20 protein-coding genes and 1 pseudogene are annotated in these 17,623 nt (G+C 70.2%); 9 read left to right on the top strand and 12 right to left on the bottom strand.

Going from position 1 to position 17,623, the window contains the following annotated elements:
• The first annotated feature begins 4 nt into the window (after positions 1 to 4).
• The 3 genes from dapE to ACFVAE_RS05375 all read left to right on the top strand — a co-directional run bounded on the left by dapE (position 5) and on the right by ACFVAE_RS05375 (position 2,539).
• Positions 5 to 1,078 (top strand): succinyl-diaminopimelate desuccinylase, encoded by a 1,074-nt coding sequence (gene dapE / locus ACFVAE_RS05385; RefSeq protein WP_378888771.1) that lies wholly within the window; start codon positions 5 to 7, stop codon positions 1,076 to 1,078.
• Positions 1,060 to 2,280, top strand: coding sequence for a hypothetical protein (locus tag ACFVAE_RS05380; protein WP_378888769.1), 1,221 nt, complete (start codon positions 1,060 to 1,062; stop codon positions 2,278 to 2,280). The genes dapE and ACFVAE_RS05380 overlap by 19 nt, the downstream gene beginning before the upstream one ends.
• Positions 2,281 to 2,362: 82 nt before the next feature.
• Positions 2,363 to 2,539 carry a DUF3117 domain-containing protein gene (locus ACFVAE_RS05375; protein ID WP_116240881.1) on the top strand — a complete coding sequence of 59 codons (177 nt, stop codon included), beginning with the start codon at positions 2,363 to 2,365 and terminating at the stop codon, positions 2,537 to 2,539.
• Positions 2,540 to 2,600: 61 nt separating this feature from the next.
• Here the strand turns inward: ACFVAE_RS05375 and ACFVAE_RS05370 are convergent, their stop codons facing one another.
• Positions 2,601 to 3,230 carry an O-methyltransferase gene (locus ACFVAE_RS05370; protein WP_378888766.1) on the bottom strand — a complete coding sequence of 210 codons (630 nt, stop codon included), beginning with the start codon at positions 3,228 to 3,230 and terminating at the stop codon, positions 2,601 to 2,603.
• A gap of 87 nt (positions 3,231 to 3,317) precedes the next feature.
• Between ACFVAE_RS05370 and ACFVAE_RS05365 the strand changes: the two genes are divergently transcribed.
• Entirely contained in the window at positions 3,318 to 3,713 is a 396-nt protein-coding gene (locus tag ACFVAE_RS05365; protein ID WP_378888763.1) for a twin-arginine translocase TatA/TatE family subunit, read from the top strand.
• Positions 3,714 to 3,742: 29 nt separating this feature from the next.
• Here the strand turns inward: ACFVAE_RS05365 and ACFVAE_RS05360 are convergent, their stop codons facing one another.
• From ACFVAE_RS05360 to ACFVAE_RS05350, 3 genes are read right to left on the bottom strand one after another with little or no spacing between them, the layout of a single operon-like run.
• On the bottom strand, positions 3,743 to 4,849 hold the full coding sequence (locus tag ACFVAE_RS05360; RefSeq protein ID WP_378888761.1) for an Mrp/NBP35 family ATP-binding protein: 1,107 nt from the start codon (positions 4,847 to 4,849) through the stop codon (positions 3,743 to 3,745).
• Positions 4,846 to 5,364, bottom strand: a complete 519-nt coding sequence (locus tag ACFVAE_RS05355) for a DUF1003 domain-containing protein (RefSeq protein ID WP_378890504.1) — start codon at positions 5,362 to 5,364, stop codon at positions 4,846 to 4,848. Before ACFVAE_RS05355 ends, ACFVAE_RS05360 begins: the two co-directional genes overlap by 4 nt.
• A complete protein-coding gene (locus ACFVAE_RS05350; protein ID WP_378888758.1) occupies positions 5,364 to 6,626 on the bottom strand; it encodes a magnesium transporter MgtE N-terminal domain-containing protein in 1,263 nt (420 codons plus the stop codon). Before ACFVAE_RS05350 ends, ACFVAE_RS05355 begins: the two co-directional genes overlap by 1 nt.
• 103 nt (positions 6,627 to 6,729) lie before the next feature.
• On the opposite strand from ACFVAE_RS05350, the gene ACFVAE_RS05345 reads away from it, so the two are divergent.
• Genes ACFVAE_RS05345 through ACFVAE_RS05330 form a run of 4 tightly spaced genes read left to right on the top strand, consistent with a single transcriptional unit; the run spans position 6,730 to position 9,508 of the window.
• Positions 6,730 to 7,485, top strand: coding sequence for a general stress protein (locus ACFVAE_RS05345; RefSeq protein ID WP_378888756.1), 756 nt, complete (start codon positions 6,730 to 6,732; stop codon positions 7,483 to 7,485).
• A 5-nt stretch (positions 7,486 to 7,490) separates the two neighbouring features.
• Positions 7,491 to 8,150 (top strand): alpha/beta family hydrolase, encoded by a 660-nt coding sequence (locus ACFVAE_RS05340; RefSeq protein ID WP_378888754.1) that lies wholly within the window; start codon positions 7,491 to 7,493, stop codon positions 8,148 to 8,150.
• Positions 8,151 to 8,162: 12 nt separating this feature from the next.
• Entirely contained in the window at positions 8,163 to 8,903 is a 741-nt protein-coding gene (locus tag ACFVAE_RS05335; protein ID WP_378888752.1) for a metallophosphoesterase family protein, read from the top strand.
• Positions 8,903 to 9,508, top strand: coding sequence for an HAD family hydrolase (locus ACFVAE_RS05330; RefSeq protein WP_378888749.1), 606 nt, complete (start codon positions 8,903 to 8,905; stop codon positions 9,506 to 9,508). The genes ACFVAE_RS05335 and ACFVAE_RS05330 overlap by 1 nt, the downstream gene beginning before the upstream one ends.
• Positions 9,509 to 9,547: 39 nt before the next feature.
• On the opposite strand, the gene ACFVAE_RS05325 is transcribed toward ACFVAE_RS05330, so the two are convergent.
• The 8 genes and pseudogenes from ACFVAE_RS05325 to ACFVAE_RS05290 form a co-directional block, all read right to left on the bottom strand.
• Complete coding sequence (locus ACFVAE_RS05325) at positions 9,548 to 10,399, bottom strand: alpha/beta fold hydrolase (protein WP_378888747.1); 852 nt, start codon at positions 10,397 to 10,399, stop codon at positions 9,548 to 9,550.
• 58 nt (positions 10,400 to 10,457) lie between these two features.
• Complete coding sequence (locus ACFVAE_RS05320) at positions 10,458 to 11,207, bottom strand: phosphotransferase enzyme family protein (protein ID WP_378888744.1); 750 nt, start codon at positions 11,205 to 11,207, stop codon at positions 10,458 to 10,460.
• Between the two features lie 184 nt (positions 11,208 to 11,391).
• A pseudogene (locus ACFVAE_RS05315) lies at positions 11,392 to 11,964 on the bottom strand (phosphotransferase); the annotation flags it as partial.
• A 12-nt stretch (positions 11,965 to 11,976) separates the two neighbouring features.
• On the bottom strand, positions 11,977 to 12,300 hold the full coding sequence (locus tag ACFVAE_RS05310) for a hypothetical protein (RefSeq protein ID WP_378888741.1): 324 nt from the start codon (positions 12,298 to 12,300) through the stop codon (positions 11,977 to 11,979).
• The gene (locus ACFVAE_RS05305) at positions 12,297 to 12,518 is read right to left on the bottom strand and encodes a hypothetical protein (RefSeq protein WP_378888739.1); all 222 of its coding nucleotides are present in this window, start codon (positions 12,516 to 12,518) and stop codon (positions 12,297 to 12,299) included. Before ACFVAE_RS05305 ends, ACFVAE_RS05310 begins: the two co-directional genes overlap by 4 nt.
• The gene (locus tag ACFVAE_RS05300; RefSeq protein WP_378888736.1) at positions 12,518 to 13,942 is read right to left on the bottom strand and encodes an aminopeptidase P family protein; all 1,425 of its coding nucleotides are present in this window, start codon (positions 13,940 to 13,942) and stop codon (positions 12,518 to 12,520) included. Before ACFVAE_RS05300 ends, ACFVAE_RS05305 begins: the two co-directional genes overlap by 1 nt.
• An 82-nt stretch (positions 13,943 to 14,024) precedes the next feature.
• Positions 14,025 to 15,527: a S8 family serine peptidase gene (locus tag ACFVAE_RS05295; protein WP_378888734.1), complete on the bottom strand. Its 1,503-nt coding sequence runs from the start codon at positions 15,525 to 15,527 to the stop codon at positions 14,025 to 14,027.
• Between the two features lie 64 nt (positions 15,528 to 15,591).
• Positions 15,592 to 16,614, bottom strand: coding sequence for an endonuclease/exonuclease/phosphatase family protein (locus ACFVAE_RS05290; RefSeq protein WP_378888732.1), 1,023 nt, complete (start codon positions 16,612 to 16,614; stop codon positions 15,592 to 15,594).
• 65 nt (positions 16,615 to 16,679) lie between these two features.
• Here ACFVAE_RS05290 and ACFVAE_RS05285 point away from each other — a divergent pair, with 65 nt between their 5' ends.
• Positions 16,680 to 17,588 carry a PHP domain-containing protein gene (locus ACFVAE_RS05285; protein ID WP_378888730.1) on the top strand — a complete coding sequence of 303 codons (909 nt, stop codon included), beginning with the start codon at positions 16,680 to 16,682 and terminating at the stop codon, positions 17,586 to 17,588.
• Positions 17,589 to 17,623: the final 35 nt, after the last annotated feature.

The raw sequence follows: 17,623 nt of genomic DNA, 5'->3' as shown, positions 1-17,623 counted from the left end.
AGTCATGCCGCTCGATCCGTCCGCATCCTCCCTCGAACTCACCCGTGCGATCTGCGACTTCCCGAGTGTTTCGGGGGACGAGAAGGCACTCGCCGATGCGATCGAGGAGGTCGTGCGCCGCTGCGGTCACCTCGAGGTGATCCGGCACGGCAACACGATCGTGGCCCGCACCGACCTCGGCCGGGCGCAGCGTGTGGTGATCGCCGGGCACATCGACACGGTGCCGATCAACGAGAACCTGCCGACGCGCGAGATCTCGATCGACGGTGAGCCGTTCCTGTGGGGCCGCGGCACCGTCGACATGAAGAGCGGCGTCGCCGTGCAGCTGAAGCTCGCGGTCGAGCTCACCGAGCCCACGGTCGACGTGACCTGGATGTGGTACGACAACGAGGAGGTCGAGGCGTCCAGGAACGGCCTCGGGCTGCTCGCCGCCGTGCGTCCCGATCTGTTCGAAGCCGACTTCGCGATCCTCGGCGAACCGTCGAACGGCGAGGTCGAGGGCGGATGCAACGGCACGCTGCGCGTGGTCGTGCGCACCCACGGCGTGCGCGCGCACAGTGCCCGGTCATGGATCGGCGAGAATGCGATCCACGGGGCGGCGCCCATCCTCGCCCGGCTCGCCGAGTACCGTGCGCGCGAGGTGCCCGTCGAGGGGCTCGTGTACCGCGAGGGCCTGAACGCGGTGAAGATCAGCGGCGGCGTCGCCGGCAACGTCATCCCCGATCTGTGCGAGGTGGAGGTCAACTACCGCTTCGCCCCGAACAAGGATGCAGCCGAGGCCGAGGCCCACGTGCGCAGCGTCTTCGCCGGATTCGAGGTCGAGGTGACGGATGCCTCGGACGGTGCCCGTCCCGGACTCGACGCGGCCATCGCGAAGGACTTCCTCGCCGCCATCGGCGCCGAGGCGCGACCGAAGTACGGGTGGACCGATGTCGCCCGCTTCTCGGCCCTCGGCGTGCCGGCGGTGAACTACGGTCCGGGCGACCCGCATCTCGCGCACCACGACGAGGAACGGGTGCCGGTCGCGCAGATCGACGCCGTCGAGCGCGGACTGCGCGCGTGGCTGACAGCGTCCTGACGCCGGCGATCCGCGCGTGGGTGCGGCTGCCGGCCGCACTGCGCATCGCCGTCGTCTACGTGATCGCGCGCGTGATCACGACGCTGTTCCTGATGGCGGCGGCGGGCGAGTCCACCTCGCTGTCGAGATTCGGCGCGGGTCCGGGACTGGACGACTTCGTGCTGGGGTGGGATGCGCAGTGGTACTGGTTCGTCGCGGAGAACGGGTATCCGACCGAACTCCCACTCACCGACGCCGGTGACGTCGCGGAGAACGGCTGGGCGTTCATGCCGGTGTTCGCATATGCGGCCAAGGCGCTCGGACTCGTCTTCGGATCCTGGGGCGCGGGGGCGCTCGCGATCTCGCTCGTGGCGGGCTACCTCGCCTGCCTCGCCCTGCACCGGCTGCTGCGCGATCGGATCGGCGGTTCGGCCGCGATGTGGGCCGTGGTGTTCTTCGCGTCCGGGCCGCTGGCAGCCATGTTCCAGGTGGGGTACGCCGAGTCGCTCTTCGTGCTGCTGCTGCTCGTTTCTCTCGATCTCGTCGCGCGGCGACGGTACGGCTGGCTGTACCTGCTCATCCCCGTGATGGGGTTCACGCGCCCCGGCATCCTCGCCTTCGCCCTGTATCTCGGTCTGGTGGGAATCATGCGGTGGCTGCGCCGGGCGAGCGATCCGCTGCCTGCGCGTGAGGTCGTGCATATCGTCGCGCTCGGAGCGCTCGCCACGATCGTGGGCTTCGCCTGGCAGGCGATCGCGGCGCTCGTGACCGGGCAGCCGAACGCCTACCTCGCCACAGAGCTCGCCTGGCGTCGCAACTGGCTCGGTCAGCCGAGCGAAGGGTTCCTGCCCTTCGAGGGGTTCGCGCAGGGCGCATGGTTCTGGTTCTCGCAGTGGGGGATGCCGGGCTGGGTGGGACTCGTCGCGCTCGTGCTGCTCGTGGTGGGCATCGCCTACGCCCTGCTGCACGCGCGTGCCGTGCGCGCGATCGGCACGGATCTGCGGCTGTGGAGCGCGAGCTACCTGCTCTACCTGCTGGCCGTTTTCTTCCCGCAGTCCAGCACATTCCGCCTGCTGATTCCCCTCACCCCGCTGTGGGGAGCGGTCGCCGTGCCGCGCTCGCGCTGGTACCGGCTGACGGTGCTCGGCCTGTGTCTGCTGGGTCAGTGGGTGTGGATCCACTTCATGTACGGACTGGGACAGACCTACTGGCAGGTGCCGTGATGACGTTCTGTGCACAGGCGCGCATCGAACCCTGAGAGGGATCGATAGACTTGTCTTATACCACCGAGGAAAGGAAGCCACGATGGCAGCGATGAAGCCGAGGACAGGCGACGGGCCGATGGAGGCCGTGAAGGAGGGTCGCCTCATCATCGTGCGGGTTCCGCTCGAGGGCGGGGGGCGCCTGGTCGTCTCCGTCAACGACGCTGAAGCGAAGGAGCTCCACGACGTGCTCGGTGCCGTCGTGAGCGCCGCAGCCTGACCTGACACGTGAAGAGGGGCGACGGGATGATCCGTCGCCCCTCTTCTGCGTCTGCGGCCTCCTACGAGACTCGGGACAGCTGCAGCAGGCCCTCGCCGGCCGAGTTGATCGCCGCGAGCACGGCCGGTGACTCCTGCGTCTCCTGCAGCAGCGAGCGGTAGGCGGTCGTCACGGCGTCGCGCTGCACGGGGTCGGCGGCCCGGCCGCCGGCCAGTACTCGCGGGACGAGCACGAGGCCGCCGGTGCGCACCAGGCGAAGCCCGTGCTCGACGTACTCGATGACGTTCTCCGGGTCGGCGTCGATGAGCACGATGTCGTACGAGCCCTCGTTCATGCGCGGCAGCACGTCGGACGCCCGACCGGTGATGAAGCGCGCCCTGGCGGCCGGGATCTTCGCCTCGGCGAAGGACTGCCGGGCGGCACCGAGGTGCTCGGGCTCGTTGTCGATGGTGGTCAGCACGGCCTGCGGGGCGCCTCGCAGCAGCCACAGGCCGGAGACACCGGCGCCGGTGCCGACCTCGATGATCGACTTCGCCGAGACGGATGCCGCGAGCACGGCGCACTGGGCGCCGATCACGGGGCTCAACGGGGTGGCGCCGAGTTCGACGGCGTGGGCGCGCGCACGGGTGATGGGGGTGGGTTCGACGACGGTCTCGCGGACGAATCGGGCGTTCGCATCGTTGTCGCTCATGGGGGTCTCCAGATCGGGCGGGGGATTCCCCCAGAATATGCGTCGATTCCGGATCGAAACGTCAGGCGCGGCGGGTAGCCTGGGGAGATGGATTTCGGGCTCACCTTCGAGAAGCTGCTGCTGATCGGCGTGGTCGCTGTGCTCATCGTCGGTCCGGAGCGGCTGCCCGCTCTCGCGGAGAAGTTCGCCAAGTTCGTGCGTCAAGCGGGTGAGTACATCCGCGACACCAAGGGCAAGATGCGCGACGAGATGGGCCCCGAGATCGACGACATCGACTGGCGCAAGCTCGACCCGCGTCAGTACGACCCGCGACGCATCATCCGCGAGGCGCTGCTCGATGAACCGACGCCCGCCGCGCCGGCAGCCGCTGCCGCCACTGCGGCAGCGGCCACGACGATGGCATCCTCGACACCGGCACCCACGATGACGCGTCCCCGCTTCGACAGCAAGACGCCGCCGCCGTTCGACGACGAGGCCACCTGAGGCCTCGCCACGTTCCGGGATCCCTGAGCTCAGCGCGGGGCGAACGGCAGCGAGCGGCCGGCCAGTCCCCGCCCCTGCCCTGCGACGGCATCCGCCAGCGCGGTGATCGCCAGGGCGGACGAGTCCTCCGGGTCGGACAGCACGACCGGCATCCCGGCGTCTCCTCCCACGCGCAGCGCGGGACTGAGCGGGATCGAAGCCAGCAGCGGCACCTCGAGGGCCTCCGCGACCTCGGTGCCGCCGCCGGAGCCGAAGAGGTCGAGCGCCGTGCCGTCGGGCAGTGCGAGCGCAGCCATGTTCTCGACCACGCCGATCACCTTCTGGCCGGTGCGCCGCGCGACGAGGCCGCTGCGGATCGCGACCTCGGCGGCGGCGGGCTGGGGAGTGGTGACGACGAGCACTTCGGCATGCGGCAGGATCTGCCCGATGGAGATCGCGATGTCACCGGTCCCGGGCGGCATGTCCACGAGCAGCACGTCCAGGTCGCCGAAGAACACGTCCGTGAGAAACTGCTGCACGGTGCGATGGAGCATCGGCCCGCGCCAGGCGACCACCTGTTCGCCCTCGCGCAGGAACATGCCGATCGAGATCGTCTTCACGTCGTGCGCGACCGGAGGCAGCATGAGGTCGTCGATGCGGGTCGGCTGGGTTCCCGGCTCGATCCCGAGGAGCCCAGGGATCGAGAAGCCGTGCACGTCGGCGTCGATGAGTCCTACGCGCAGACCCCGCCCGGCCAGCGCGACGGCGAGGTTCGCGGTGACGGTGGACTTGCCCACACCGCCCTTGCCGCTGGAGACGAGGATGACGCGGGTGAGCGCGTCGGGACCGAAGGGCATCTGGCGGGCAGGTCTTCCGTCGCGCAGCCTCTCGGTGAGCGCCCGGCGTTCCGCCGGCGTCATGACGCCGACGTCCACGGTCACGTCCTCGATGCCGGACACGGATGCCGCGGCATCCCGGACATCCTTCTCGATGCGCTGCGCCGCCGGGCATCCGACGATCGTGAGCACGATCGACACCTGCGCGGTCGTGCCGTCGACGGCGATCTCCCGCACCATGTCCAGGTCGCCGATCGGTCGGCGCAGCTCGGGATCGGTGACCGCGGCGACGGCCTTCCGGACGTCGTCGGCCGAGGTCATCGTGCGCGCTCCTGACCGCCGTGATCGTCCGGGGTCTCGAGCTCGGCCAGCAGCGCCTTCAGCTCCTGGCGGAGCACGTCGCGGGTCACGGTCTGCGCGCTGCGCTCCTCGAGCGCGATGCGCAGTGCCACGATCTCGCGGGCGAGGTACTCCGTGTCGGCCATGTTGCGCTCGGCGCGCTGGCGGTCCTGCTCGATCTGCACGCGGTCACGGTCGTCCTGCCGGTTCTGCGCGAGCAGGATGAGCGGGGCGGCGTACGACGCCTGCAGCGACAGCACCAGGGTGAGCGCCGTGAATCCGAGCGCCGCGTCGTCGAAGCGGAGCTGCTGCGGCATGGTCGTGTTCCACAGGATCCATGCGACGCAGAACAGGGTCAGGATGACGATGAATGCGGGGGTCCCCATGGCACGGGCGACCCACTCGGTGAACCGGCCGAACCGGTCGCGCGAGGTGGGAGCGGTGCGGGCGGTGACGCCGCGGTCCAGCGGCTTGTCGAGGCGCGGTGCGCGGGCCATCATCGGGCACCCCCGGCAGCGGTCTCATCGGCGTCATGGGTGCGCCAGTCGTCGGGCAGCAGGTAGTCGAGCACGTCGTCGACGCTGACCGCTCCGACGAGGCGGTGCGCGGTGTCGACCACGGGCAGAGACACCAGGTCGTAGCTGGCCAGCATGCGTGCGACCTCGGCGGCGGACGCCGTCGCGGGCACGGGCTCGAGGCTGTCGTCGACGATCGCACCGAGGCGCTCGTGCGGTGGGTAGCGCAGCATCCGCTGGAAGTGCACGAGGCCGAGCAGACGTCCGGTGGGCGTCTCATAGGGCGGCAGCGTGACGAACACGGCCGCGGCGAGAGCCGGGTGCAGTTCGTGACGGCGGATCAGGGCGAGTGCCTCTGCCACGGTCGCGTCGGCGGAGAGGATGATCGGCTCCGGCGTCATCAGACCGCCGGCGGTGTCGGGGCCGTAGCGCAGCAGCATGCGCACGTCCTCGGCCTCTTCCGGCTCCATCAGACCGAGGAGCTGCTCGAGGCGCTCCGGAGGGAGCTGGGCGAGCAGGTCGGCGGCGTCGTCCGGCTCCATCTCGTCGAGCACGTCCGCGGCACGCTCGTCGCCGAGTCGATCGAGGATGCCCATCTGGTCGTCCTCCGGCATCTCCTCCAGGGCATCCGCGAGACGCTCGTCCGGCAGCTCCTCCGCGACCTCGATCATGCGCTGCTGCGGCAGATCGAGCAGGGTGGTGGCGAGGTCGGCGGCGTGCAGCTCGGAATAGCTGGCGACCAGCTGCTCGGCGGACTGCGCCTCACCCGGCGTGCGCTGCTCCCGCACCTCGTTCCAGCCGGCGAAAGTCGTGGGCCCCTTGGCGAACGGGGAGGCGCTGGTCTTGGGCTTGCGCAGGAACAGCTGAGCGATCGCCCATTCGCCGTGCCGGTCCTGTTCGATCGCGACGTCCTCGACCACGGCGGTGCCGCTGCCGTCGGCGAACGCCACCTGCCTGCCGAGGTACTCGGCGAGCACGCGCACCTCGCCGGGGCGCGGCTGGAACCGGCGCACGTTGATGAGCCCGGTCGAGATGACCTGTCCGGCGCGGATCGACGTGACGCGGCCGATCGAGAGGAACACCTGGCGGCGGCCGGGGATCTCCACGACCAGGCCGATCACGCGGGGCGCGGCCGAACTTCGGTACACGATGACGACATCCCGGACCTTGCCGAGCCGGTCGCCCACGGGGTCGAAGACGGCGCAGCCGGCAAGGCGCGCGACGAATACCCGTTGTATGCTCACGGAACCAGAGTAGTGCGGTACCCGCATGCGGCAGCGTTCCGCGTTCAGCGGAAGCATCGGCGGGGCAGGGGCGTCGCCGAGGGCTCCATGGGACAATGACCGCATGAGCATGCTGAACCGGCCGTCGAACGGAACCGACGTGGGAGAGATCGTCTCGTCGGTGCGCGACTACGAGAGCGCGCAGAAGACGGTCTCCAAGCTCATCGCCGGCGAGGTGCCGGCGCGCGACATCGCGATCGTGGGCATGGGGGTGCGCACCATCGAACGCGTGACCGGACGGCTGGGTTACGCCATGGCCGCCCGGTCGGGGGCGATCAACGGCGTGCTCATCGGACTCTTCCTCTCGGCGATCATGCTGTTCGGCAACCCGAACGCGCCGATCACGCTGTTCCTGGGCTTCGTGTTCATCGGCGTCGCGCTCGGCATGCTCATGAGCCTGATCTCGTTCGCGATCGTGCGTCGCCGCCGCGACTTCGCGAGCGTGACTCAGCTCGCGGCGGACCATTACGAGGTGCGCGTGCAGCCCGCGTCGCTGGCGAAGGCTCGTCAGGTCGTCGGCACGACCGAGCGCCCCGAGCCGGCGCGACCGGTCGTGAACCTGGACGAGCCGCCGAAGTACGGTGAGCGGATCGATCCGGATGCCGCGGAGCAGAGCGGTCCGGCCGCCGCGGATGCCCCGGAGATGGCGATTCCTCCGCGGCCGGCCGCCCCGCCGCTTCCGCCCACACCGGCGCCGCCGGCGTACGGCGAGCGCGTGGATGCCGCTCCCGAGTCGGCGCAGGCGGATGCTCCGGAGGATGCCGCGGAGGAGACCGCGCAGCCGGCATCCGACGAGCCCACCGGCGACGACGCGCGCTGACGGCGATGGCTGACCTGCTGCAGATCCCCGTCGACCTGCCTGTGGGCTCGGTGTCCGCCGTGTGGGAGCCGGTGGACGGCGGCGATGTCGTGGTGATCGCGCACGGCGCGGGCACAGGAAAGGATCATCCCTTCCTGCTCGGCTTCGCCGAGGCGCTGCGCGCCGAGGGCTTCTCGACGCTGCGGTTCAACTTCCCGTATGTGGATGCCGGGCGCCGCATGCCCGGACCGGCGGCGCAGTCGATCACGACCTGGCGGGGCGTCGTCGAGTGGGTGCGCCAACAGGCGCCGGAAGCACGGGTGTTCGCCTCCGGACGCTCGTACGGCGGGCGGATGGCGTCGATGGCGGTCGCCGCGGGGCTCGACGTGGATGCCCTGGTGTACCTGGGTTATCCGCTGCATCCGCCAGGGAAGCCGGAGAAGCCGCGCGTGGAGCACCTGCCGGCGGTTGCGCCTCCGCAGCTGTTCGTCTCGGGCACGATCGACCCGTTCATCCAGCCGCATGCCCAGTTCGAGGCGGCCGTGGCCTCGTGCCAGGACGCCCGCATCGAGTGGGTCGACGGGGGAGGGCACTCCTTCGAGGTGAAGGGGCGCAAGCGCCCGGCATCCGAGATCGGGGCGGAGCTCGCGCCGCTCGTGGTGGAGTTCCTGTCGTCCGTGCCGTGACACGATGGGCGTGTGGATCGCATCGCCCTCATCTCCGACGTGCACGGCAATCTCACCGCTCTTGAGGCGGTGCTCGCCGACATCCATGCGCGCGGGATCGAGCACGTGATCAATCTCGGTGACACAGCGGGCAAGGGGCCGCGCGGCGAGGCGGCCGTGCAGCGCTGCCGCGAGACGTGCGCGGTGAATGTGCGCGGCAACTGGGACGACTTCCTGCGGTTCGTCCCGGACCAGCCGGATGCGGGGGCGCCGCTGCGCTGGTGGCACGCCGAGCTGTCGGCGGAAAGCCTCGGCTGGCTCGGGGCTCTGCCGCTCAGCCACGACCTGTTGATGAGCGGACGCCGCATCCGGCTGTTCCACGCCTCAGCCGAGAGCCCGCACAAGCGCGTGCACTTCCACCACACTCCCGAGCAGTTCGCCGCGATGTTCGAGAACACGGAGATGACCGGTGACGGCCCCGTGCCTGATGTCGTCGGCTACGCCGACATCCACGACGCGTACATCGAGTCGGAGAACGGCAGGACGCTGTTCAACGTCGGCAGCGTCGGCAACCCGCTCGATGAGCCGACGCCGTCGTACGTCATCCTCGAAGGTGTGCGGGATGCCGAGGAAGCCGCGCCGTTCAGCATCCAGTTCATGCGCGTGCCCTATGACGTCGAGGCCGAGATCGCAGTGGCCGAAGAACTGCGGATGCCGGAACGCGACGTGTGGGCGGTCGAGTTGCGCACCGCGAAATACCGCGGGCTGCAGTGATGATGGCCGGGTTCCATCACATCACGACCGTGCTGTTCGACCTCGATGGGGTCATCCGCCATTTCGATCCCGAGGTCACGGCCGAGATCGAGCGACGGCACGGGATCTCGGACGGCCGGATCATGGAGATCGCCTTCACCGGCACCGCGGCCGAGCAGCTGATTCTCGGACGCCTCCGTCGGGCGGACTGGATCGCTGGCATCGGCGCAGCGTTGGGGGCGCCGGACGCCGCCTCGGAGTGGGGTGCGCAGGGTGCTCGTCTCGACGAGGGCGTTCTCGCGCTCGCCGCAGAACTGCGCGATGCCGGAATCCGCACCGCCATTCTGACGAACGGAACTGACGGCGTCCGCGCGGAGATCGACGAGCTCGGCCTGTCCGCGTCATTCGACCCGATCCTCAATTCAGCCGAGATCGGGTTCGCCAAGCCGGACGCCCGAGTGTTCGCGCACGTCGTGGAAGAGCTCGGATGCGCGCCCGAGGCGGTCTTCTTCGTCGATGATTCCGCGACGAACGTCGCCGGCGCGATCGCGGCCGGCCTGCGTGCGCAACACTTCACGGATGCGGCGGGGCTGCGCCGCGCCCTCTTGGCGGACGCGCGCCGATGAGCTGGCCACCGAAGCTGCGAGCTCTGTTCTCCGGTCCGATCAGGACAGCAGGGCCAGCGCCTCGGCCGCGACGAGATCGGGCTGGGTGATCGGGATCAGGTGGCCGGAACGCTCGGCCACGACGAACCTCGCGCCGAGCGCGTGCACGGTCGTCCGATGCGCTGCGACGAGCCGGGTGCGCATCCGTCGATCGACGAGCGTGCTGCGTCCACCGGAGAGGACGGTGACGGCGATTCCCGCAAGCTCCGGCGGCGCGTCGTGCAATCGATGGATGCCGTCGGGAACATGCCTCAACTCGGCCGCGGCGGCGTGCGCGGCATCGATGGTGGACGAGGCATCTGCAGCCGCGGTGCGCCACGGCTCCGGCAGTCCGGCGAGCGTCGAGCGCATCAGCGGCGCGAGCAGCCGCATCCGGGCCAGCGGCGGCATCAGTGCGCCCTGGACAGCGGACGACCAGCGCATCACCGGCGAGACGTAGAGGTCGGCGGCGTGCTCGTCGCTCTGATCCACCAGGAGGACCCCAGCCGGCGGGCTCCCGGCGGCGGAGAGCCGTGCCGCCAGCATCCGCACGATCGGTCCGCCCCAGCTGTGTCCGACGAGCACCAGCCGCCGGCGCGGCTCGCTCTCGACGATCGCCTGCAGGTCGGTCATCAACGACGCGAGGTCGCGAGACCCGGGGGAGACCGGTGTGCTGCTCCCGTATCCCGCGCGCTCGTAGGAGACGACTCGCGCAGCGCGGGCGATGAGCGCTTGCACAGGCCCCCAGTACCGCCCGCTCATGCCGAGCCCTGCCTCGAGCACGACCAGATCGTCGCCCTCGCCGGAGGACATCGTGTGCAACAGCCGGCCGTCGGCGGTCTTCACGAATCGATCGGTCGCGGCGGGCGTCACGGTGCCGAGCCTATCGCCGGTCGGCCGAGCGCAGGCGGCTTGCCGCGTCTCGTCTCGCTCAACGACCGGCTCCCAGAGCATCTCGCCACACGCCTTCGTGTCGGCGCACGTACTCCGTCACGGCACGCCAGTGCGCACCGTGGCCCTGGACGTACATCGAGCCCCAGGGCTCTTCGCCCCCGTCGTGTGCCCGCTCCAGCATCCGGAGCATGGCCTGCGTGCGCGTGGCCATCATCGCGGGGAGAAGCACGCGGGTCCGAGCATCGGCGTCGTATCCGTCGACGAACGCCGCCAGGCGGGTCCCCGCCTCATCCGGATCCTGCGCCGGGTCGTTCACGGTGAACGCCGACGCCGAGTACGCCAGGTCCCACAGGCGGGTGCTCGGTCCGGCGCCGTCCCAGTCGATGAACACCCAGCGGTCGCCGACGATCAGATTCCACGGGGTCAGATCCCCATGACAGATCAGCTCCGGTTCGTCCGGCGCGGGGAGCAGTACGTCCCAGGCATCCGTCTCCCGGAACGGGAACGAGGTGGCGGCGTCGTGGATGTCGCGGATCATGCCGCCCACGCGGCGGAGTCCGTCGGCGTCCAGCACCCCCGGTTCGGCTCCGGGCACGAACTCGATGATCTGCCGCCCCCGGTCGTCCCGGCCGAGAGGAGCAGGCGCATCGACGCCCCGCGCCCGGACGTGCTCGACGAACTCCCGCACGAGAGCCGTCTTCGCGGTCCATGGCTTGCGCACCGTGGCGCCGACACGCACGACGGACGCGGTCGCGTTGCCGCCGGTCAGTCGATGCTCGATGCCCACGGCAACAGCGTAGGCGAGCATCGCCGCGTGCCAGGATGAGAGGGATGACTGACGCGGCCGAAGCACCCGAGACCCTGATCAACCGCTACGCAGCCCCGGCGCGCTGATCGTCATCGACAACGTCGTCCGCGACGGCGCCGTCATCGATGCCGGGAGCGCCGCCCCGCTCGACTCACGCGACGCGTCAGCTGCGCAGTTCGTCGGCGGCCAGCAGCCGCGCCATGGTGCGCAGTCCCAGCCGCGACATCGCCGGGTTCGACTGCTCGTAGTACCAGCCCAGCCCCGCCGACTGCTGCAGTGCCCAGGCAGCTCCGCGTCGCCACTCCACATCATCCGAGCCGACCCCTGCCCGCAGCAGAGCGCGGTCCTCGGTGTCGAGCAGATGCCAGGCGACGACCAGATCCAGAGCCGGATCGACCGGGCCGAACGAGCCCGTGTCGAGTGCTCCGGACAGACGCCCCTCCGTCGACACGAGCAGGTTCGGCGGGATCAGGTCGCGGTGCGACATCACCTCGACACCCGGATGCGGGATGGTCCGCAGCCCTGCCCAGAGCCGCCGCGCGGCATCCGCGTCGAACAGGTGCCCGCTGCGGGCGAAGCACTCCTCGACCCACTCGTCATGATCGGTCAGCTCGCCGCCGCGGCCCTGGCCGTCGAACGATCGGCCGCGCAGCGGCTCGGTGCGCAGGGCGACGACGAGGTTCGCGAGGTCGCGCGCGAGCAGCGGATGCCGTGCATCCGAAAGCCCCTCCGCCGTCTCGCCGTCGACCTAGGAGGCGATCATCCAGGCCGACGCGTACTCCCTGCCGGCATCGAGCACCCGCACGGAGCGCGGAGCGGGCACCGGGCTGACCTCGGCGAACTCCGCCATCCGCTCGGCCTCCTCGCGCACCTCCGCGAGCGGGGTCGGCATCAGCGGGAAGCGGGCCACGAGGCTGTCTCCGATGCGGAACAGCGCATTGACCGTGCCCGGCGACGGCAGCCTGCGCACCGGCATCCCCGCGGTCTCAGGAAGGGCAGCGGAGATCAACGCGACGGCCAGCCGGTCCTCCAGGACCAGCTGGCCGTCGTGCATGAGTGTGTCGCCCGTCACGGCGCGCCCGGCGCCTGCGGCGGTGCCGCCGGCGGGTACGGGGCAGCGGCGTGGGTCGACGACGGCTTGCCGGCATCCACCCATCGGGTGTGCGCCTTCATCGCGTGCAGCACTGCGAAGCGCACCGCGAAATAGATCACCAGCCCGATGAGGGCGGCGACGATCGCCCACACGAAGGGCATGATGAACAGCATGTGCCAGCCGGTGAGACCGGCCATCACGACGCCTGCGCCCGCACCATCCACGCCTCGACCTCATCGGCCGTGCGCGGGATGTCGGCCGACAGGTTCACCGGGCCGTCCTCCGTCATCAGGATGTCGTCCTCGATGCGCACGCCGATGCCGCGCAGCTCCTCCGGCACGGTCACGTCGTCGATCTGGAAGTACAGGCCGGGCTCGATCGTGAACACCATGCCGGCCTTCAGCTCGCCGTCGTAGTACATCTCGCGGCGGGCCTGTGCGCAGTCGTGCACGTCGATGCCGAGGTGGTGCGAGGTGCCGTGCACCATGTACCGGCGCTGCTGGCCGCCCTTGTCGGCGTCCAGAGCCTCCTCGGCGCTCACCGGCAGCACACCCCACTCGGCGGTGCGCTCCGCGATGACCTGCATCGCGGCCTCGTGCACGGCGCGGAACTTCACGCCGGGGCGGGCAGCGGCGAACGCAGCATCGGCGGCTTCGCGCACGGTCTCGTAGACACGCCGCTGCACCTCGGTGAACGTGCCGGACACCGGAAGGGTGCGGGTGATGTCGGCGGTGTAGAGGCTGTCGGCCTCGACACCCGCGTCGATGAGGATCAGGTCGCCGGGCAGGACGGCGCCGTCGTTGCGGGTCCAGTGCAGGTAGCAGGCGTGCGGGCCGGAGGCCGCGATCGTGTCGTAGCCCTCCCAGTTGCCGTCGCTGCGGGCGCGCTGGTGGAAGACGCCCTCGACGATGCGCTCACCGCGGGGGTGCTCGATCGCGCGGGGCAGGTCGCGGATGACGTCGTCGAAGCCGGATGCCGTGACGGCGACCGCGTGCTTCATCTCGGCGATCTCGTACTCGTCCTTGATGAGGCGCAGCTCGGAGACGAACTGGGTCAGCGCGGCATCCTCGTCGACCACCAGGTCGGCGTCGCCCGCGGCGAAGTCGTCCAGGTGCGCCGTGGCCACGCCGAGGTCGGCGGCGACACCGGCCAGAGAGGGACGCGGTCCGATCCAGAACTCGCCGATCGTGGCATCCGAGTAGAACTCCGCGGTGGTGCGGTCGGCGCGCTCGCGGAAGTAGAGCGTGACGTCGTGGCCGTCGGCGGTCGGCTCGAACACCAGCAGGGAGTCGGGCTCGGAGTCGGCCGCCCACCCGGTCAGGTGCGCGAATGCGGAGTGCGCCCGGAACGGGTAGTCCGTGTCGTTGCTGCGCTGCTTGAGCGACCCTGCAGGGACGACCAGGCGCTGGCCGGGGAACGCCTTCGAGACGGCGTCGCGGCGCGCGGCCGCATAGGGCGCCTGCGCCCGCGAAGCCGGCAGCGACTCGGTGCGCTCGGCCCAGCCCGTGGAGATGGTGTCCAGGAAGCCCTGGGGGAACGGCTGACGCCGGTTGGTCTTCTCCTCGACGACGTCTGCGTCGGAGGTCTCGGCGATCGTGTCGCCGTCTGCGGGAGTGCTCATGCTCTCCATCCTCTCACTCCTGACAGCACAGGACCCGGGCGGGGCTGAGTCCACCCGGGTCCTGCGCAGCGCAGCCGTCAGATCACTGCACGGCCTTCAGCGCATTGACGATGCCGGTGCCGTAGTAGCTGTTCTCCGCGTCGGTGCCGACGCAGGCGGCGCCCTCGTCGTACTGAGGCGCCGAGCAGGCCGTCGGGGTCGCGTCGGCGCGCAGCTTCTGCACCATCTGGGCCGGCGTCAGCTCGGGGTGCGCGGACTTCATCAGCGCGAGCACTCCGGCGACGTGCGGCGAGGCCATCGAAGTGCCGCTCATGTACGCCCAGCCGCCGCCGGGGACCGTCGAGGCGATGCGCGAGCCGGGCGCCGCGACATCGATCTGGCCGAGGCCGCGGTTGGAGAAGTACGACAGCTGGCCCGTCTCGGTGAGGGACGACACCGTCACCACGCCCGGGAGCTGCGCGGGGATGTCCAGGCAGCCCTCGTTGATCGTGCGCGTCACGGGCTCGGGCGCGTCGTTCGGGCTGCCCTCGTCGACCGTGTTGGTCGTGAGGTCGAGACCCGAGTTGCCGGCCGCGGCGGCGCTCACGACGCCCTTGTCCTCGGACCACTTGACCGCGCGCGTGACCGCTTCCTTCACCGCGGCCTGGTCGGGCTGGTCGCCGCACCAGAACTCGAACGGGTCGATGTAGTAGCTGTTGTTCGTGACATCCATCCCGCGCTGCCCTGCCCACATGAAGCCGCAGATCGCGTACTCGGGGTAGATGAACCCGTCGTCGTTGACGACCTTCACCGAGGCGACGCGCACGTTCGGTGCGACACCGACGACGCCGATCCCGTTGCGGGCCGCCGCGATCGTGCCTGCGACGTGCGTGCCGTGCGACGAGGTGGTCGGGTACCAGCCGCCTTCGGACTGGTCGGGACGGCCTCCGGCCGTGCAGTTGACCGAGTCGGCGACGTCGATGTTCGCCTTCAGATCGGGATGCGTGGGATCGATGCCCGAGTCCAGCACGCCGACGAGCACGTTGCGGCTGCCGTCGGTGACCAGGTTGGCCTCATCGGAGTGGATCATCTTCATGTCCCACTGCAGCGACGTGTACTGCTCGGTGCCGGAGCCGGGAATCGGAGCCGAGGGCTCGTCGCCGTTGACCGGCTTGTTCTTGCCCTGGTTCCATCCCGAGGATCCGGGCCCCCACGGGATGCCGGGGCCGGTGACCTTGTCCTTGACCTCGGCGGTGCGGGTGGCGCCGACTGAGGTGATGACGTTCTTGCCGGTGACCCTCACGCTGTCACGGAACGCCGCACGGTCGGACTGGGCGACGATCACGCCGATCTGCGGCCAGCTTTGCACCACCACGCCACCTGCGTCGGTGACGGCCTTCTCGGCCTTGCGGGTCTGGCCGGGGTTCGCCTGAGCGGTGTTCACCACGTAGCTCATCACGGTACCGTCCGGCGGATTCACCGGAACGGGCGTCGAGGTCTCGGAGGTGCCGGCGGTGGCACTGAGCCCGCCGGCGAGGACGAGCCCCAGGGCTGCGGCGGTGCCGACGATGCTGCGCACCGTCCGGCGTCGGGAGTGGAGGGTCATGACGGCCTTTCATCATTGGAAGACCGGCTTCTGCCGGGAGGGCTGGTGGCCCTCCCTTGCTTTTCTAGCGTGTGGGGTCGAGCTGCGCCACAAACGCACGGTGATCCGATCCCGCGGCGTCGTCGATCACGAGAGATCCGGTGGGCGTCCAGTTCGCGCTGGCCATGATGTGATCGATGGGCGCCGACAGCACAGCGGGGATGCTGCTCGGCCAGGTGCCCCACATGCCGGTGCCGGTGCGGGTGGCGACGTCCTGGCAGCGGCCCATGTCACCGCCGGCGACGCCGAGGCGGGCCATGTGGTCGATCGTCGCGTTGAAGTCGCCGGCGAGGATGAAGTCGCCCTTCGGGCACTGGTCGGCGATCCACTGCAGGTCGGCGCGCCAGCGCTCCATGGCCTCCTGGCGAGGGGCGACGGCGTGCACGGCGACCACGGTCGGTCCGTGTCCGTCGACGGGCATCGCGACGACGCTGGGCACGGACTTGGTGTTGCTCGAGCCGTCGCTGGACGACTTGATCACGGAGTAGTCGCCGAGCTTCGGCGAGATCAGCACGGTGGTCTGCCAGGCCTGCGGGCCGTTCTTCACCTCGGGGCGGATGTTGACGTTGTGCACCCACATCGGCTGGCCGCTCTCTCGCATCAGCACGGCGATCCGCTCGCCGACGCCGTCGGCCGTCTCGGGCAGGGTGACGATGTCGGCCTTCTGCTCGACGGCCTCGCGCGCGATCGTGTCGGCGGATGCCGCCTCGCCGCGGGTGTTCCAGGTCATCACGCGCACGCTGTCCTCGGCCTTCGCAGGCAGCGAGCCCTCGGAGACGCCGCGGAGCCCGCCGATGACGCCGATCGCACCGCCGGCGACGATCGAGATCACCAGCAGGGATGCCGCGAAGCCGCGCAGCGGCCGGGCGATCATGAGCAGCAGTGAGAGGACACCGACCACCGCGAACGCGATCAGCAGGACGCCGCGGGACGCCACGAGCTGGGCGAACGGGAAGGTCTGCTCGAGCCGGAAGAACTGCGGCCAGACGACGACGGCCGCGGCGATCGCGTAGAGCACGGTCAGCAGCAGACCAATGAGTCGGAACATCCCCTCGAGCCTAGGGGACGCGGTCTGTGACGCCCCTGACTGCGACGGGTGAGTACGCTCGGAGGATGACCACCGGCGCCCCGCGGTTCGCAGGTCCTGGCGACCTGCATCTGCACTCGAACCACTCCGACGGCACCGAGACACCGGCCGAGGTGGTCCGTCAGGCGCACGCGTACGGCCTGGGTACGGTCGCGTTGACCGATCACGACCGCACCACGGGGTGGGGCGAGGCCGGCGACCAGGCGGTCGCCCTGGGCATGACCTTCATCCCGGGCATGGAGTTCTCATCGAGGCACGAGTGGCGCAGCGTGCACGTGCTCGGCTACCTGTTCGACCCGACAGATGCCGCGCTGGTCGCGGAGACGAACCGCATCCGCGATGACAGGATCGGCCGTGCCGAGCGGATCGTGCGGAACATCTCGCGCGACTACGACCTGACCTGGGACGACGTGCTGGCGCAGACCGCGGGGGATGCCACGATCGGGCGCCCGCACATCGCCGACGCGCTGATCGCGCGCGGCATCGTCGCAGACCGCGGAGAGGCCTTCGACGGGGTCCTGCATCCCCGCACCGGGTACTACGAGCCGCACTACGCGCCCGACCCGCTCACCGCGGTCCGCCTGATCACGGATGCCGGGGGAGTGGCGATCATCGCCCACCCCGCGACCGCGGGGCGCGACCGCATGATGCCTGTCGCGTTCATCGAGCGGCTGATCGACGCCGGGCTCGCCGGCTTCGAGATCGAGCACCGGGAGAACACCGAAGAGGGCAAGCGGATGCTGCGCGACATCGCCGCACGGCACGACCTGATCGTCACCGGCTCGAGCGACTATCACGGCGCCGGCAAACCGAACCGGCCCGGCGAGAACACCACCGATGAGGGCATGATCGCCCGCCTGATCGACCGCGGCACCGGCTCGGCGCCGCGGTACCCGGCTCCCGGGTCGTTGAGCGAGCGGAGCGAGTCGAAGTGACGAAACGCGCTGAGTCGATGTGAAGCGTCTCGTCT

Origin of the sequence: Microbacterium sp. NPDC057659 (genome assembly GCF_042799915.1) — a bacterium.
Lineage (GTDB): Bacteria > Actinomycetota > Actinomycetes > Actinomycetales > Microbacteriaceae > Microbacterium.
The sequence above is the reverse complement of the archived record's forward strand: the minus strand, read 5'-3'. Positions and strand labels throughout refer to the sequence as shown.

Bases quoted from the DNA above. Each gene is read 5' to 3' on its own strand.
- dapE (WP_378888771.1), top strand. From the start codon at position 5: ATGCCGCTCGATCCGTCCGCATCCTCCCTCGAACTCACCCGTGCGATC.
- ACFVAE_RS05375 (WP_116240881.1), top strand. From the start codon at position 2,363: ATGGCAGCGATGAAGCCGAGGACAGGCGACGGGCCGATGGAGGCCGTG.
- ACFVAE_RS05370 (WP_378888766.1), bottom strand. From the start codon at position 3,230: ATGAGCGACAACGATGCGAACGCCCGATTCGTCCGCGAGACCGTCGTC.
- ACFVAE_RS05365 (WP_378888763.1), top strand. From the start codon at position 3,318: ATGGATTTCGGGCTCACCTTCGAGAAGCTGCTGCTGATCGGCGTGGTC.
- ACFVAE_RS05360 (WP_378888761.1), bottom strand. From the start codon at position 4,849: ATGACCTCGGCCGACGACGTCCGGAAGGCCGTCGCCGCGGTCACCGAT.
- ACFVAE_RS05355 (WP_378890504.1), bottom strand. From the start codon at position 5,364: ATGGCCCGCGCACCGCGCCTCGACAAGCCGCTGGACCGCGGCGTCACC.
- ACFVAE_RS05345 (WP_378888756.1), top strand. From the start codon at position 6,730: ATGAGCATGCTGAACCGGCCGTCGAACGGAACCGACGTGGGAGAGATC.
- ACFVAE_RS05340 (WP_378888754.1), top strand. From the start codon at position 7,491: ATGGCTGACCTGCTGCAGATCCCCGTCGACCTGCCTGTGGGCTCGGTG.
- ACFVAE_RS05330 (WP_378888749.1), top strand. From the start codon at position 8,903: ATGATGGCCGGGTTCCATCACATCACGACCGTGCTGTTCGACCTCGAT.
- ACFVAE_RS05305 (WP_378888739.1), bottom strand. From the start codon at position 12,518: ATGGCCGGTCTCACCGGCTGGCACATGCTGTTCATCATGCCCTTCGTG.
- ACFVAE_RS05300 (WP_378888736.1), bottom strand. From the start codon at position 13,942: ATGAGCACTCCCGCAGACGGCGACACGATCGCCGAGACCTCCGACGCA.
- ACFVAE_RS05295 (WP_378888734.1), bottom strand. From the start codon at position 15,527: ATGACCCTCCACTCCCGACGCCGGACGGTGCGCAGCATCGTCGGCACC.
- ACFVAE_RS05290 (WP_378888732.1), bottom strand. From the start codon at position 16,614: ATGTTCCGACTCATTGGTCTGCTGCTGACCGTGCTCTACGCGATCGCC.
- ACFVAE_RS05285 (WP_378888730.1), top strand. From the start codon at position 16,680: ATGACCACCGGCGCCCCGCGGTTCGCAGGTCCTGGCGACCTGCATCTG.